14 protein-coding genes are annotated in these 13,770 nt (G+C 73.3%); 7 read left to right on the top strand and 7 right to left on the bottom strand.

What is annotated here, in order from left to right:
- Window positions 1-82: 82 nt before the first annotated feature.
- A complete protein-coding gene (locus tag EDD40_RS29475) occupies window positions 83-595 on the top strand; it encodes a hypothetical protein (protein ID WP_148088947.1) in 513 nt (170 codons plus the stop codon).
- Between the two features lie 22 nt (window positions 596-617).
- On the opposite strand, the gene EDD40_RS29480 is transcribed toward EDD40_RS29475, so the two are convergent.
- The 4 genes from EDD40_RS29480 to glgX form a co-directional block, all read right to left on the bottom strand.
- On the bottom strand, window positions 618-1,742 hold the full coding sequence (locus EDD40_RS29480) for a hypothetical protein (RefSeq protein ID WP_123745821.1): 1,125 nt from the start codon (window positions 1,740-1,742) through the stop codon (window positions 618-620).
- A gap of 163 nt (window positions 1,743-1,905) precedes the next feature.
- Window positions 1,906-2,292 (bottom strand): rhodanese-like domain-containing protein, encoded by a 387-nt coding sequence (locus tag EDD40_RS29485; RefSeq protein ID WP_123745822.1) that lies wholly within the window; start codon window positions 2,290-2,292, stop codon window positions 1,906-1,908.
- Complete coding sequence (locus EDD40_RS29490) at window positions 2,289-2,867, bottom strand: cysteine dioxygenase (protein ID WP_123745823.1); 579 nt, start codon at window positions 2,865-2,867, stop codon at window positions 2,289-2,291. The genes EDD40_RS29485 and EDD40_RS29490 overlap by 4 nt, the downstream gene beginning before the upstream one ends.
- Window positions 2,868-3,128: 261 nt before the next feature.
- A complete protein-coding gene (gene glgX, locus EDD40_RS29495; protein WP_123745824.1) occupies window positions 3,129-5,237 on the bottom strand; it encodes a glycogen debranching protein GlgX in 2,109 nt (702 codons plus the stop codon).
- A 176-nt stretch (window positions 5,238-5,413) separates the two neighbouring features.
- On the opposite strand from glgX, the gene EDD40_RS29500 reads away from it, so the two are divergent.
- From EDD40_RS29500 to EDD40_RS29515, 4 genes are read left to right on the top strand one after another with little or no spacing between them, the layout of a single operon-like run.
- On the top strand, window positions 5,414-6,190 hold the full coding sequence (locus EDD40_RS29500) for an ABC transporter ATP-binding protein (RefSeq protein WP_123745825.1): 777 nt from the start codon (window positions 5,414-5,416) through the stop codon (window positions 6,188-6,190).
- Between the two features lie 37 nt (window positions 6,191-6,227).
- Entirely contained in the window at window positions 6,228-7,007 is a 780-nt protein-coding gene (locus tag EDD40_RS29505) for an enoyl-CoA hydratase/isomerase family protein (RefSeq protein WP_123745826.1), read from the top strand.
- Window positions 6,997-7,950: a class I SAM-dependent methyltransferase gene (locus EDD40_RS29510; RefSeq protein WP_123745827.1), complete on the top strand. Its 954-nt coding sequence runs from the start codon at window positions 6,997-6,999 to the stop codon at window positions 7,948-7,950. The genes EDD40_RS29505 and EDD40_RS29510 overlap by 11 nt, the downstream gene beginning before the upstream one ends.
- Window positions 7,950-9,101, top strand: a complete 1,152-nt coding sequence (locus EDD40_RS29515; RefSeq protein WP_123745828.1) for a THUMP-like domain-containing protein — start codon at window positions 7,950-7,952, stop codon at window positions 9,099-9,101. The genes EDD40_RS29510 and EDD40_RS29515 overlap by 1 nt, the downstream gene beginning before the upstream one ends.
- Here the strand turns inward: EDD40_RS29515 and EDD40_RS29520 are convergent.
- Entirely contained in the window at window positions 9,075-10,022 is a 948-nt protein-coding gene (locus EDD40_RS29520) for a nucleoside hydrolase (RefSeq protein WP_123745829.1), read from the bottom strand. The two genes, EDD40_RS29515 and EDD40_RS29520, sit on opposite strands and share 27 nt — an antisense overlap.
- Before the next feature lie 96 nt (window positions 10,023-10,118).
- On the opposite strand from EDD40_RS29520, the gene EDD40_RS29525 reads away from it, so the two are divergent.
- Window positions 10,119-10,865: an acyltransferase gene (locus tag EDD40_RS29525; RefSeq protein ID WP_123745830.1), complete on the top strand. Its 747-nt coding sequence runs from the start codon at window positions 10,119-10,121 to the stop codon at window positions 10,863-10,865.
- Here the strand turns inward: EDD40_RS29525 and EDD40_RS29530 are convergent.
- On the bottom strand, window positions 10,862-11,269 hold the full coding sequence (locus EDD40_RS29530) for a winged helix-turn-helix transcriptional regulator (RefSeq protein ID WP_123745831.1): 408 nt from the start codon (window positions 11,267-11,269) through the stop codon (window positions 10,862-10,864). The genes EDD40_RS29525 and EDD40_RS29530 overlap by 4 nt on opposite strands.
- 66 nt (window positions 11,270-11,335) lie before the next feature.
- Between EDD40_RS29530 and EDD40_RS29535 the strand changes: the two genes are divergently transcribed.
- On the top strand, window positions 11,336-12,286 hold the full coding sequence (locus EDD40_RS29535; protein WP_246037890.1) for an NADP-dependent oxidoreductase: 951 nt from the start codon (window positions 11,336-11,338) through the stop codon (window positions 12,284-12,286).
- A 201-nt stretch (window positions 12,287-12,487) separates the two neighbouring features.
- Here the strand turns inward: EDD40_RS29535 and EDD40_RS29540 are convergent, their stop codons facing one another.
- On the bottom strand, window positions 12,488-13,738 hold the full coding sequence (locus EDD40_RS29540; RefSeq protein ID WP_123745832.1) for a glycosyltransferase family 4 protein: 1,251 nt from the start codon (window positions 13,736-13,738) through the stop codon (window positions 12,488-12,490).
- Window positions 13,739-13,770 lie beyond the last annotated feature (32 nt).

Consider the following 13,770-nt stretch of genomic DNA (forward strand, 5'->3'; position numbering starts at 1 on the left):
TGGTGGGGTGGGGTTTCTTCGGTCGGGTGAACTCGTCGTTCTCACCGGCGGGTGGCCGCTCGTGCCCGCTTACGCTTGCCACGTGAGGAAAATCGCGACGATCGGCACGGTGCTCGCCGTCGTGCTCGCCGTGGCCGTCATCCCGGCCGCGTCGGCGCAACGGCAGTCGGCGGAACCTCCCGCCGCGTGCGCGGGACTGGTGACGCAGCTCGCGGACACGCTCAAGAAGGTGGTCGAGCCGCTGGCCGCGACCCCGCCGGCGCCCGACAAGGCCGCCGTGCCGCTGGGCGACGTGCTGCGGCTGCTGGTGGCGATGACGGCGGCGAAGTGCCTGCCGACACCGCCGATGACCGGGGCCGCGGAAGTCCGGTTCCACGGGCCGGAGCTGTGCCTGTCGCACGACCTGGCGATGTTCGCGGGCGCGTTCAGCGTGCTGAGCAAGCTCGTGCCCGGCGCCGTGCCGCCGGACCCGGGGAAGCTGCGGGCCGAGGTGCAGACCTGGTTGAAGGTCCTGAACGAGGCGCTGAAGAACTGCAGCCTGCCCGTGCCGGAGGGCGGTATGCCGACCATGCCGGACCCCGCCCGGTCCTCCTGATCTCCTCGGTCCGCCGGATCTCCTAGGAGATGTCGAGCCTGGCGGTGGTGTCCGCGACCCGGGGCATCCAGCCGGCGAGTCGCCGTGCCTCGACCAGGCTCGCGCGGGCGGCCGCGTTGTCGCCGGCGGCCATGTGCGCGCGGGCGATCGTGGCGAGGGCGTCGGCGCGGGCGAGACCGCTCTCGCTGGTGGCCTTGGCCTGGGTGGCGAGGGCGAGCGCGGTGGCGTGGTCGTGCTCGATCAGGGCGAGTTGCGCCAACGTGCCCGTGCAGCGGTGGCGCGGGTAGCCGAACTTCATCGCGCCGTCCGCCGCGCGCCTCGCTGCGGGCACGCCGATCTCGGCGGGCAGCTGGCCGCCCTCGACCGCGTTCGCCGTGGACCCGGCCATCGCGGCGAGCACGAACGCCATGTCCCGCTGCTCCAGGTCGGTGCGCCCGACCAGGGCGCTGACCAGGTGCAACGCCTCGCCGTACCGGGCGCGCAGGGTCAGCACGGAGGACCGCGCGCCGATCGCGACCAGCAGCGTGGGGTGCCGTTCGACCAGTTCGTCGGCGAGCGCCTCGGCCCGGTCGAGGTCGCCGGCTTCGAGCGCGTCGGTCACCTGGTTGACCAGGGGCGTCGCCTCGAACTCCGCCGCCGTGCGGCCGGAGGTCCGGGGCAGGGCGAACAGGAACCAGCCGGGCGAGGTGGTGCCCGCGCCGCGTCGCGGCCACAGGGCGTTGAGCAGCACGGCCGTGCCCGCGACCGCGAAGCCGCGCAGGAACGGCTGGTCCGCGTCCGACCAGACCAGCGCGCCGAGCCAGACCACCGCCACGACCGCCGCGGCCACCAGCACCGACGTGAGCCCGGTCAGCCACAGCCGGCGGCGGACCGGCGCCTTGACCGACGTGAGGCCGACGGACATCAGCAGCGGGACCGTCCGCCACACCACCCGCAGGTGGGGCTTCGTCCACGTGCGGATCTCACCGCCGACGCCGATCTCGACCAACGGCACCCGCACGTGCCACAGCAGTGCGCCGGCCAGCAGGCCGAGCTGCACCGCCATGGCGACGGCCCACGCCCCGACCGCGGCCCCGCCGAACGTCGCGACACCGGGCCGCCAGAGCACGAGGACGACCAGGGCCAACCCGGTCAGCGCTTTCCACACGAACCTGGAGACGCTACCGCCGACCTCCCGGTTCCCGAACGCAGGACACGCGCGTTCCGAACGCAGGACACGCGCGAGAGTCCTACGTTCGCGTCGCGCGTGTCCTACGTTCGGAACAGGCGTGTCCTACGTTCGGAACAGGCGAGTTGAGCGTTCAGGGCGGTCAGGTGACGGCCTGGGTGGCGCCCGGGCGGACGGGGAGGCCGGCGGCGGCGTAGCCGCGGAAGCCGCCCACCAGGTCCGTCGCGCGCGGCAGGCCCACGCGTTGCAGGTCGCGGGCGGCCAGGCTGGAGGCGTATCCCTCGTTGCACAGCACGACCACGGTGGTGTCCGCGGTGAAGCCGGGGATGCGGTGCTCGCCGTCCGGGTCGAGCCGCCACTCCAGCACGATCCGCTCCACCGGGATCGAGCCGGGGATCTCGCCCTCCGCCGCCCGGTTGTGGTGCGGTCGGATGTCGACCACCAGCACGTCGGCCAACCCGGCCAGCTCCTCCGGCGACACGCGGGTCAACGACCGCCGCGCCTCTTCGAGCAACTCCTCGGCACTCACGGGCCCTCCTGGTCGGCCAGAACGCGCAGCTGCTCCAACGGCAGCCGCAGGGCGGGCAACGGCGGGATCTCCTGCGGTATGTCGGCGAGGCTCGGGTACTCCCGGGTCGGCACCAACGGCGGCGAGTAGGCGTGCACGCTCGCCGCACCGGTGCTGCCCTGGTTCAGCACCCGGTGCGCACGCCCGGCGCCGAAGCCCAACGCGCTGCCGACGGGTCGTGTCGCGCTGCGGATCGGCCCACCGGGGTAGCGGTAGTCCTCCGCCAGCTCGCCGGTCAGCACGGTGAACGAGCCCGCCGCGCCGCCGTGGTCGTGCGGCTCGGTGCCCTGGCCGGGCAGCCAGCTCAGCAGCCACAGCTCGACGCCCTCGGTCAGCCCCAGCCGCGCCCACCAGCGACGGTCGGCGTCGAACCGGAGGATGTCCAGCAGCGGGGTGGTCAGCTCGGCGGCCACGGTCGAGGTCAGCTCGCGCAGCTCGCGCGGCGTCCACAGGTCGCGTTCCGGGTGGATGATGTCGCGCAGGAACCGCACGTCCAGCTTCGGGTGCAGGTCGGCGCGCGCGATCGTCGCGGTCACGATGAGTCGCTCCTGATGGCTACGGGTCGGGCGGGGTAGCGATCAAGACGCGACGCGGCGTCAACCCGTGGGGTGTGACCGGCCGCGTCGCGTCCCGCTACACCCGCACGACGCCACCAGGAGGAGGTCGATCGTGCGGTCGCACCAGGTCAGCAACGGACGGGCCACGCCCGCATCGTGCCACGGATCAGCGCACCGCGCGCAGGCCTCTCACCAGGCAGGATTGCCTCGGTGGCGGAGGCAGTCGGTCACCGACGCACCTCAGTTCGGGACCCGCAGCAGCAGCAGGGACCGGCCTTCCAGCACGACGGTCGCGCCGGCAGGCAGGCTCTCCCCGGCCACGGGCGAGCCGTCGGGGGTGGTGGAGTCGATCGTCGGCTGGTAGCGCCCGCCGTACTCGGGCCCCGGCAGGGTGACCTCGACGGGGTCCGCGCCCGCGTGCAGGAGCAGCAGCCACGAGTCGTCCGACACCAGCTCGCCGTCCCGCGAGCGCGACAGGCTGTTCGACCCGTCGATCCACATGCCGAGGAACTGGCGGCCGTCGTCGAACCAGTCGGTCTCGGCCATCTCCTCGCCGTCGGGCCGGAACCACACCAGGTCGGGCGCGCCGGACGCGGTGGTGCGGCCGTCGAAGAACTGCGGCTGCCGCAACGCGGGTGACGCGCGGCGCACCGCGACGATCCGCCGGGCGAACGCCAGCATCGCCTCGCCCTCGGCGCCGAGGCCCCAGTCCATCCAGGAGGTCTCGTCGTCCAGGCAGTAGGCGTTGTTGTTGCCGCCCTGCGTGCGCCACTGCTCGTCACCGGCGGTGAGCATCGGCGTGCCGGTGGACAGCATCAGCGTGGCGAACAGGTTGCGCGCCTGCCGGGCCCGCAGCGCGAGCACCTCGGCGTCGTCCGTCTCGCCCTCGACGCCGCAGTTCCACGACCGGTTGTCGTTGGTGCCGTCGCGATTGTCCTCGCCGTTGGCCAGGTTGTGCTTGTCGTTGTACGACACGAGGTCGCGCAGCGTGAACCCGTCGTGCGCGGTGACGAAGTTGATCGACTGCCACGGCCGCCGCAGGTCGTCGGCGTACAGGTCGGACGAGCCGGACAGCCGGTAGGCCAGGTCGCGCACGCTCGTCATGCCGCGCCAGAAGTCGCGCACGGTGTCGCGGTACCGGCCGTTCCACTCGGCCCACTGCACGCCGAAGTCGCCGACCCGGTAGCCGTCGCCGGTGGCGTCCCACGGCTCGGCGATGAGCTTGCACCGCGACAGCACCGGGTCCGAGGTGATCGCGGTGAGCATCGCCGAGGCCCGGTCGAACCGCCCGCCGCCGGGCCTGCCCAGCGTGGACGCGAGGTCGAACCGGAAGCCGTCCACGCCCATCTCGGTGGCCCAGTACCGCAGCGAGTCCGTCACCAGCCGCACGAACTGCGGCGACCCGGCCTCGGTGGTGTTGCCGCAGCCGGTGATGTCGAGCGTGCCGCCGCCGTCGATGTGCAGGTAGTAGCCGGGCGCGTCGAACCCGCGGTAGGACAGCGTGGGACCCTCCGGGCCGCCCTCGCACGTGTGGTTGAAGACCACGTCGATGATCACCTCGATCTCCGCGGCGTGCAGCGCGGCGACCATCGTGCGGAACTCCTCCACCTCCCGGCCCGGCTCGCTGGCGTAGCCGGGGTGCGGCGCGAAGTAGCTCAGCGGGGAGTAGCCCCAGTAGTTGTGCCTGCCGTCGCGGATCAACGACGGCTCGTCGACGAACGCGTGCACGGGCAGCAGCTCCACCGACGTCACGCCGAGCCGCGTCAGGTGCTCCAGCACGGCCGGGTGCGCCAGCCCCAGGTAGGTGCCGCGCTGGTGCTCGGGCACGGCCGGGTGCAGCTTGGTGAACCCGCGCACGTGCAGCTCGTAGAACACCGCCTCCTCGAACGGCACCTCGGGCTTCACGCCCGTGGCCGGCCCGCCGGGCGAGGTGACCACGGACAGCGGCACGCTGCCCAGCGAGTCGACCGGCGACGGGCCGCCGAGCATCGGGTCGTCCACGTAGCCCAGCGCCGCGTCGAGGTCAGACAAGGCGCCCGTGATCCGCGTCGCATACGGGTCGACCAACAGCTTCGCCGGGTTGCACCGCAGGCCGCGTGACGGGTCGTACGGCCCGTGCACGCGGTAGCCGTAGCGCTGACCGGGTGTGACGCCGGAGATCAACCCGTGCCAGACGCCGAACGTGCGCTCGGTCAGCTCGACCCGCTCCTCGGTGCCGTCTTCGCTGATCAGGCACACTTCCACGGCGTGGGCGGGCGGCGCCGAGACCGCGAAGCGCACACCTCCGGCCTCGGGGTGCGCCCCGAGGGGGAACGGTCGGCCCGCGAGCAGGATCGAGTCGGCAGCCATGCGACCGATCTTTCCAGCACACACGCCCCGTGTGGGTACGAGCGCGCAGAGCTTCACCGACCGCGCCCGTACCTCCCCCCACCGGACCACCGGCGGAACGGGGTGCAGAACAATGGCGGTGGCGGCGCATCGACGGGGCGAGGGCAGGCGTGGAAAACGAAGATCTGGTCATCCACATGCAGGGTGTTTCGGTTCGACGTGGCAAGACCACGCTGGTCGGGGACGTCGACTGGAGCGTGGAGCTGGACGAGCGCTGGGTCGTGCTCGGGCCGAACGGCGCGGGCAAGACGACGCTGCTGAGGCTGGCCGGCGCGGAGCTGCACCCCACCAAGGGCAAGGTGCACCTGCTCGGCGAGCGGATCGGCCGGACGGACGTGGCGGAGCTGCGACCCCGCATCGGGCTGTCCTCGTCGGCGCTGAACGGGCGGATCCCGCCCGACGAGAAGGTGGTCGACCTGGTGGTCAGCGCCGGGTACGCGGTGCTGGGCCGGTGGCGCGAGGAGTACGACAAGCTCGACACCGGTCGCGCCGTGGAGCTGCTGGCCGCGATGGGCATCGAGCACCTGGCCGACCGCGCCTACGGCACGCTGTCCGAGGGCGAGCGCAAGCGCACGCTGATCTCGCGCGCGTTGATGACCGACCCGGAGATGCTGCTGCTCGACGAGCCGGCGGCGGGCCTCGACCTGGGTGGCCGCGAGGACCTGGTCGCCCGGCTGTCGGAGCTGGCGATGGACCCGGACGCGCCGGCGACGGTGCTGGTCACGCACCACGTGGAGGAGATCCCGCCGGGGTTCACGCACGCGCTGCTGCTGCGTGACGGCGGCATCGTGGCGCAGGGCTTGCTGGCGGACGTGCTGACCGAGGAGAACCTGTCGAAGACGTTCGACCAGCCGTTGGAGCTCCAGCGGTCGGGTGACAGGTACTTCGCCCGGCGGAAAACTACCGAGGGGTAACCTGCGAGGCGCACCGACGGAGGTCGAGGAGGACCGCGTGGCTGAGTTCGTGAGGCTCGAAGTCGAGGACGGGATCGGCACCATCCGGCTGGACCGCCCGCCGATGAACGCGCTCAACCGGCAGGTCCAGGAAGAGATCCGCTCGGCCGCGCTGGAGGCGACCGGCCGGGCCGACGTCTACTCGGTGATCGTGTACGGGGGGCCGAAGGTGTTCGCGGCGGGCGCAGACATCAAGGAGATGGCCGAGCTGTCGTACGCCGAGATGGCCGCCCGCGCGGGCGCCTTCACGTCGGCGTTGCGCTCGGTGGAGGAGATCCCCAAGCCGACCGTCGCGGCCATCACCGGGTACGCGCTGGGCGGCGGGTTCGAGCTGGCGCTGTGCGCGGACCGGCGGATCGCGGGCGACAACGCCAAGGTCGGCCAGCCGGAGATCCTGCTCGGCGTCATCCCCGGCATGGGCGGCACGCAGCGCCTGCCGCGGCTCATCGGCCCGTCGCGCGCCAAGGACCTGATCTACACCGGCCGGTTCGTGGGCGCCGAGGAGGCGTTGCGGATCGGGATGGTGGACGAGGTCGTGGCGCCGGACGACGTGTACGAGGCGGCGCGCCGGTGGGCCGGGCAGTTCGTGAACGGCCCGGTGCGCGCGTACGCCGCCGCGAAGGCCGCGATCGACGGCGGCCTGGACACCGACCTCGGCAGCGGCCTGAAGCTGGAGAGCCAGCTGTTCGCGGCGATGTTCGCCACCGAGGACCAGAAGACCGGCATGGCGTCGTTCATCGAGAACGGCCCGGGGAAGGCGAAGTTCAGTGGCCGTTGATCCCAAGCCCAACCCGCACGCCACCGCCGAGGAGATCGAGGCGGCGTACGCCGACCCGAAGCTCGCCAACGTGCTCTACCACGACTGGGAAGCCGGCACGTACGACGAGAAGTGGTCGATCTCCTACGACGAGCGCTGCATCACCTACGCCAAGGACCGGTTCCGCGCGGTCGCGCGTGACACCGGGCCGTACGAGCACGCCTTGGAGCTGGGCTGCGGCACCGGGTTCTTCCTGCTGAACCTGATGCAGGGCGGCGTGGCCGAGCGCGGTTCGGTGACCGACCTGTCGCCGGGCATGGTCGAGGTGGCCCTGCGCAACGCGGAGCAGCTGGGGCTGCCGGTCGACGGCCGGGTGGCCGACGCCGAGCGCATCCCGTACGACGACGACACGTTCGACCTGGTGGTGGGGCACGCCGTGCTGCACCACATCCCGGACGTGCCCGCCGCGATGCGCGAGGTGCTGCGGGTGCTCAAGCCGGGCGGCAAGTTCGTGTTCGCGGGCGACCCGACGAACGTGGGCAACCTCTACGCCCGCAAGCTCGGTCAGCTCACGTGGTGGCTGACCACGAACGTGACCAAGCTCGCCCCGCTCAACGACTGGCGCCGGCCGCAGGAGGAGCTGGACGAGTCCTCGCGGGCCGCGGCGCTGGAAGCCGTGGTCGACCTGCACACGTTCGACCCGTCCGACCTGGAGCGGACCGCTCGCGGGGCCGGCGCGGTCGGTGTGCGCGCGGTGACCGAGGAGCTGTCGGCGGCGTTGTTCGGCTGGCCGGTGCGCACGTTCGAGGCCGCGGTGCCGCGCGAGAAGCTGGGCTTCGGGTGGGCGATGTTCGCCTACCGGACCTGGCAGCGGCTGTCCTGGGTGGACGAGAACGTGCTGGCCAAGGTGCTGCCGCGCGAGGTGTTCTACAACGTCTCCGTGACGGGTCGCAAGCCGGTCTAGTGGCCTACGCCTTCAGCCTCGACGACGTGGCGCACCTGCGGTCGGACGCCGGGCGCGCCGCGTTGTCGGCGCTGGCCGACCTGCCGTTGACGCCCGCGTCGCGGCTGGCCGACGTGAACCGGGCCCGGCAGGTCTCGCCGACGCACTTCGCGGCGGTGCTGGAGACGGTGCTGCTGCGCCGCAAGGCCGCGGGGAAGGTCGCCTTCGCCGACGGGCTGTTCACCTCCGACGCGTTGCAGCAGGCCACCGCGCACCCGGTCGCGGCGCACCGGGCGCGCCGGTTCCGCGGTCCCGCGCACGACGTGACGTGCTCGGTCGGGGCGGACCTGGCGGCGTTGCCCGAGGGCTCGGTCGGGTCCGACCTGGACCCGGTGCGGCTGGCCATGGCGCGGCACAACCTGGGTGACCGGGTCCCGCTGGTGCGGGCGGACGCGTTGCGGCCGGTGTCGCGCGGCACGGCGGTGCTGGCCGACCCGGCCCGGCGGGACGCGAGCGGGCGGCGCACGTGGCGGCCCTCGGACTTCGCGCCGCCGCTGGACGAGCTGGCGGACGCCTACGCGGGGCGTGACCTGGCGGTGAAGTGCGCGCCGGGCGTGGACTTCGCGGTCGCGCCGTGGGCGGACGAGGTCGAGCTGGTGTCGTTGGACGGGCAGGTGCGCGAGGCGTGCCTGTGGACGCGCGGCCTGGCCACGCCCGGTGTGTCGCGGCGGGCGACCGTGCTGCGGTCGGACGGTCCCGAGTGGACGATCACCTCCGCCGACCCGGACGACTGCCCGGTGCGGGAGCCGGACGGGTGGCTGGTCGACCCGGACGGCGCGGTGGTGCGGGCCGGGCTGGTGCGGCACTACGCGGCCCGGCACGGGCTGGCCCAGCTGGACGAGCGGATCGCCTACCTGACCGGACCCACGCCGCCGCCGGGCGTGCGCGCGTTCCGGGTGGTCGAGCACGGGCACTACAGCGAGAAGGCGTTGCGGTCCGTGCTGCGGGCGCACGACGTGGGTCGGCTGGAGATCCTGGTGCGCGGGCTGGACGTGGACCCGAACGCGTTGCGGCCGAGGCTGAAGCTGTCCGGGTCGGGCGAGGCGACCGTGGCGTTGACGCGCATCGGCCGCCGTCCCGTCTACCTACTGGCGCACGCCGAGCGCACCTAGCCTCTCGAACAGGAAGGCGCGCAGGCCGTCGAGGTCGGCCTCCATCGTGATGTCGAGGGTCTTGGGCGCGTCGACCTCCCGCCGTCGGTCGACCACGAGCGCGCCCCGGTTCGGGCCGTACGAGCAGTCGACGTCCACCGGGAACGGGGTGCCGCCGAGGAGGCCCGGCCGGACCGCCTCGGCCACCGCCACCGCGTCGTGCACGGCCATGCCGTCCCAGCCGAGGAACCGGCGGTAGGTCGCCAGGTAGTCGGGGGTGAGGCCGACGAGGGTGCGCGCGACGGGGGAGGTCCCGGCGAGGTCGGTCAGCCACTGGCTGCTCACCGCGCACCGGCGGGTCAGGTCCATCGGCACCAGCGTGGTGGGCACGTCCTCCTCGACCAGCACGCGGCGGGCGGCCTCGGGGTCGCTCCAGACGTTGAACTCGGCCGTGGCGGTGATGTTGCCGCCGTTCACGCCGCCGCCCATCACGACGAGCCGGCCGATCTTCGGCTTGAGGCCGGGGTGGGCGGCGAGCAGCAGCGCGATGTTGGTGAGCGGGCCGATGGGCACGATCGTGACGGGCCGGTCGGCCTGGTCGAGCAGGTCGCGCAGGAGCGTGACGGCGTCGCGCGGGTCGGGGCCGCGGGTGGGCCAGGGGAGCGTGTCGGCGTAGCCGGAGAGGCCGTCCGCGCCGTGCGCGCTGGACAGGTGCGGGTGGGGGTGCACCAACGGCCGGGACGCGCCGACGCCGACCGGCACGTCGTCGCGGCCCAGGAGCGCCAGCAGCCGCAGGGCGTTGCGCGTGGTGTTCTCCAGCGAGACGTTGCCGAAGACGGTGGTCACCCCGATCAGGTCGACCTCGGGGCTGGCGGCGGCGAGGGCGAGGGCGAACGCGTCGTCCACGCCGGGGTCGGTGTCGATGATCAGCGGAGTGGTCACCGCGCTGATTCTGCCGCTGCCCCGCGGCCGGCGGCAGCGCCGGACCCACGCCGCCGGGCGCTGAGCAGCGGCCACCCCACGGTTAGAGTGCCCGGCGTGACGAGCATGTGGGGTGCCCCGGTGTGGACGAGGTGGCGCAGCTCGCGCCGCGACCCGGCGCAGGCCAGGTTCCTCACCCTCGCGTCGCTGCGCTGGGTCCTGCGCCACCGCGCGTACACGCCCTGGTACCTGGTGCGGTACTGGCGGCTGCTGAAGTTCCGGGTGGCGAACCCGCACGTGGTGCTGCGCGGCATGGTGTTCCTGGGCAGGAAGGTCGAGCTGCACTGCCGCCCCGGCTACGGCCGGCTGGAGATCGGCCGCTGGGTCCACATCGGCGACGGCAACGCCATCCGCTGCCACGAGGGCTCGCTGCGGATCGGCGACAAGGCCGTGTTCGGCAAGGACAACACGGTGAACTGCTACCTGGACGTGGAGATCGGCGCGGCCACGCTGATCGCCGACTGGGTCTACATCTGCGACTTCGACCACGTCACGGCCGACATCACGCTGCCGATCAAGGACCAGGGCATCGTGAAGTCGCCGGTGCGCATCGGGCCGGACTGCTGGCTCGGCACGAAGGTCACCGTCACCCGCGGCACGCGCATCGGGCGCGGCTGCGTGATCGGCGCGCACGCCGTGGTGCGCGGCGACGTGCCGGACTTCAAGATCGCCGTGGGTCTGCCGGCGAGGGTCGTCAAGGACCGCCGCGAGGACTACGAGGCCGACGCCGCGCGCCGCGCCGCCGTCGCCGACATGGCCCGCAAGGCGCGCGAAGCCCTCGACCAGTCCCGCGACGGCTCCTAGACGGGCTGGAGCTCCTCGCCCGCCTTGCGGTCGTACTCCTCCTGCGCGGCGCGGATGTCCTCGATGTGGGTCTCCGACCACACCCTGATCGCGTCCATCAGGCCGCCCACGTTGTCGCCCAGCGGGGTGAGGCGGTACTCGACGCGCGGCGGCACGCTCGGGTAGACGGCGCGGTGCACGAGACCCGCCCGCTCCAGGTCCCGCAGGGTCTGGGTGAGCATCTTCTGGGTGATGCCGTCGAGCCGGCGCCGGAGCTCGCCGAAGCGCAGGGTGCCGGGCCGCAAGGCGCCGATGACGAGGCACACCCACCTGTTCGTCAGCAGGTCGAGCACCGCACGCGACGCGCAGGTGCGGAGGTAGGCGTCCACACCGCCGTAGGGGCGCAGGTCAGGGGTGGTATACACGAGGAACCTAATTACCATTCAGGTGCCTACTTCACAAGAGGTACCACTGAAGATGATCCTGTGCGCATGACGGACGAGATGCGAGCGGTGGCGGTCGAGGCCTTCGGCGGGCCGGAGGTCATGCGGGTGCGGACGGTCGCGCGGCCGGTGCCGGAGCGGGACGAGGTCCTGGTCGAGGTGCGCGCGGCCGGCGTGAACCCGTTCGACTGGAAGGTGCGCCGGGACGGCTACTGGTTCACCACGCCGTGGGTGCCGGGCTGGGACGTCTCCGGCGTGGTGGTGCAGGCGCCGGCGGGGGAGAACCGGTTCCGGGTGGGCGACGAGGTGTTCGGCATGCCACACCTGCCGCGCCCGGCCGGCGCGTACGCCGAGTACGTCGCCGCGCCGGCGCGCCACTTCGCCCGCAAGCCCGCCGGCCTCGACCACGTGCACGCGGCGGCCCTGCCGCTGGCCGCGCTGACCGCGTGGCAGGCCCTCACCGAGGCCGCCGACGTCGAGCCGGGCGACCGGGTGCTGGTGCACGCCGCCGCGGGCGGTGTCGGGCACCTCGCCGTGCAGCTCGCGAAGTCGCTCGGGGCGTGGGTGATCGGCACCGCGAGTGCCGGCAAGCACGACCTGCTGCGGGAGTTGGGCGTCGACGAGCCGGTGGACTACGCGACGCGGGACTTCGGGGAGCTGCGGGACGTCGACGTGGTGATCGACCTGGTCGGCGGCGAAGACTACGAGCGGCGGTCGATGGGCGTGCTCAGGCCCGGCGGGACGTACGTCGGCATGCCGGACCCGGGCCGGCTGCCCGACCTCCGCGTCGCGGCGGACGCGCTGGGCGTGCGCGCGGCGGTCGTGTCGGTGGCCCCGGACCACGCCGCGCTGGAGCACGTGGCGGCGCTGGTGGAGCGCGGCGAGCTGCGGGTGGTCGTCGCCGAGACGTTCCCGCTGGCGGACGTCGTCAAGGCGCACGAGGTGGGTGAGGCCAACCGGACCACGGGCAAGCTGGTGCTGACCATCTCGGACCGCTGACGACATCTCGGACCGCTGGCGACCGGGACCGGCTCGACGCGCCGCTGGACGCGGCGGACGCCGTCGCCCGCCGGCCGACGACGGCGGGTGGGGCCGTCCGATCTGCTTCCCGATCGACTTCCTCGACCGGGTTCGCCCTGCGCAGGTCGAGCCGCGGCACTTCCCGGACGTGGCCGGGCAGTTCTCGACCGGCACGGCGGCCTAGAGGAACACGTTGCCGGTCGGGATCTTGGGCCGGCCCAGCGGCGGGTGGTCGCGGACCGCGGCGGAGCGGTAGACCGCGGTCGTGTCCTCGGCGATCTTCGACCAGTCGAAGTCCGTGGCCAGGCGGGACTTGGCGGCGCGGGCGCGGCGGAGGGCGGCCGGCCGGTCGGCCAGCACGGTCCGGACCGCGCCGGCCAGGGCCTCGACGTCGCCGGGCGCGAACGACAGGCCCGTCACGCCGTCCAGGACGACCTCGCCCAGACCGCCGGCGGTGGAGGCGACCAACGGGGCGCCGGCCGCCGCCGCTTCCAGCGCGACGATGCCGAACGGCTCGTACCTGCTCGGCAGCACGACCGCGTCCGCCGCCGCCAGCGCCGCCGCCAGCTCCCGGTCCGGCAGGTGGCCGACGAAGTCCACCGCCCGCCGCACCTTGTGCTTGCGCGCCTGGTCCACGAGCCAGTCGCGGTGGGTGCCCGTGCCGGCCACGACCAGCCGCGCGCCGGGGTGGACGCGGCGGATCCGGGGCAGGGCGGCGATCAGGTCCTGCACGCCCTTCTCCCACTCCAACCGCCCGAAGAACAGCAGCAGCGGCGCGCCCGAGGGGCTGTGCGCGGCCCGCGCGGCGGCCACGTCGGCCGGGCGGACCCGCCAGCGGCGCGGCTCGATGCCGTTGTGCAGCACGGTGACCGACGACGGCTCGACGTCGAACAGGTGCGCCACCTCGGTCCGCATCGCCGACGAGCACGTGATCAGCGCGTCCGCCCGGTTCGCCAGCCACCACTCGACGGAGTGCACCTGCTGGTTCAACGTCTGCGACAGCCACCCGCTGTGCCGCCCGGCCTCGGTCGCGTGCACGGTCGCCACCAACGGCGCGCCGCACTCCTGCGCCAGCGCGATCGCGGGGTGCGTGACCAGCCAGTCGTGCGCGTGCACGACGTCCGGCCGCCAGCCGCGCAGCAACGCCAGCCCGGCCCGCGTCATCGCGTGCCCCATGGCGAGCGTCCACGCCACCAGGTCCCGCTCGAACACCAGGTGCGTCGGGTCCTCGGCCACCCGGATCAGCCGCACGCCGTCGACCGGGGCGTCCGAGGTGGGGTGCGTGACCGCGTCCGTCCCCGAGGGCTGCCGGCACAGCACGACCACGTCGTGGCCCTGTGCCGCCAGGTGCCCGGCCAGCGCGTGCACGTGCCGGCCCAAACCGCCGACGACGACCGGCGGGTACTCCCAGGACAACATCAGCACGCGCATGGGCCATCCTCGCATCTCGGCGCCGCTACCCT

Source organism: Saccharothrix texasensis (genome assembly GCF_003752005.1).
GTDB classification, from domain to species: Bacteria; Actinomycetota; Actinomycetes; order Mycobacteriales; family Pseudonocardiaceae; genus Actinosynnema; species Actinosynnema texasense.

What these genes read in the sequence shown, in the direction of transcription:
- glgX (WP_123745824.1), bottom strand. Translation starts at nt 5,237, where the DNA reads ATGGCTGCCGACTCGATCCTGCTCGCGGGCCGACCGTTCCCCCTCGGG.
- EDD40_RS29500 (WP_123745825.1), top strand. Translation starts at nt 5,414, where the DNA reads ATGCAGGGTGTTTCGGTTCGACGTGGCAAGACCACGCTGGTCGGGGAC.
- EDD40_RS29535 (WP_246037890.1), top strand. Translation starts at nt 11,336, where the DNA reads ATGACGGACGAGATGCGAGCGGTGGCGGTCGAGGCCTTCGGCGGGCCG.
- EDD40_RS29540 (WP_123745832.1), bottom strand. Translation starts at nt 13,738, where the DNA reads ATGCGCGTGCTGATGTTGTCCTGGGAGTACCCGCCGGTCGTCGTCGGC.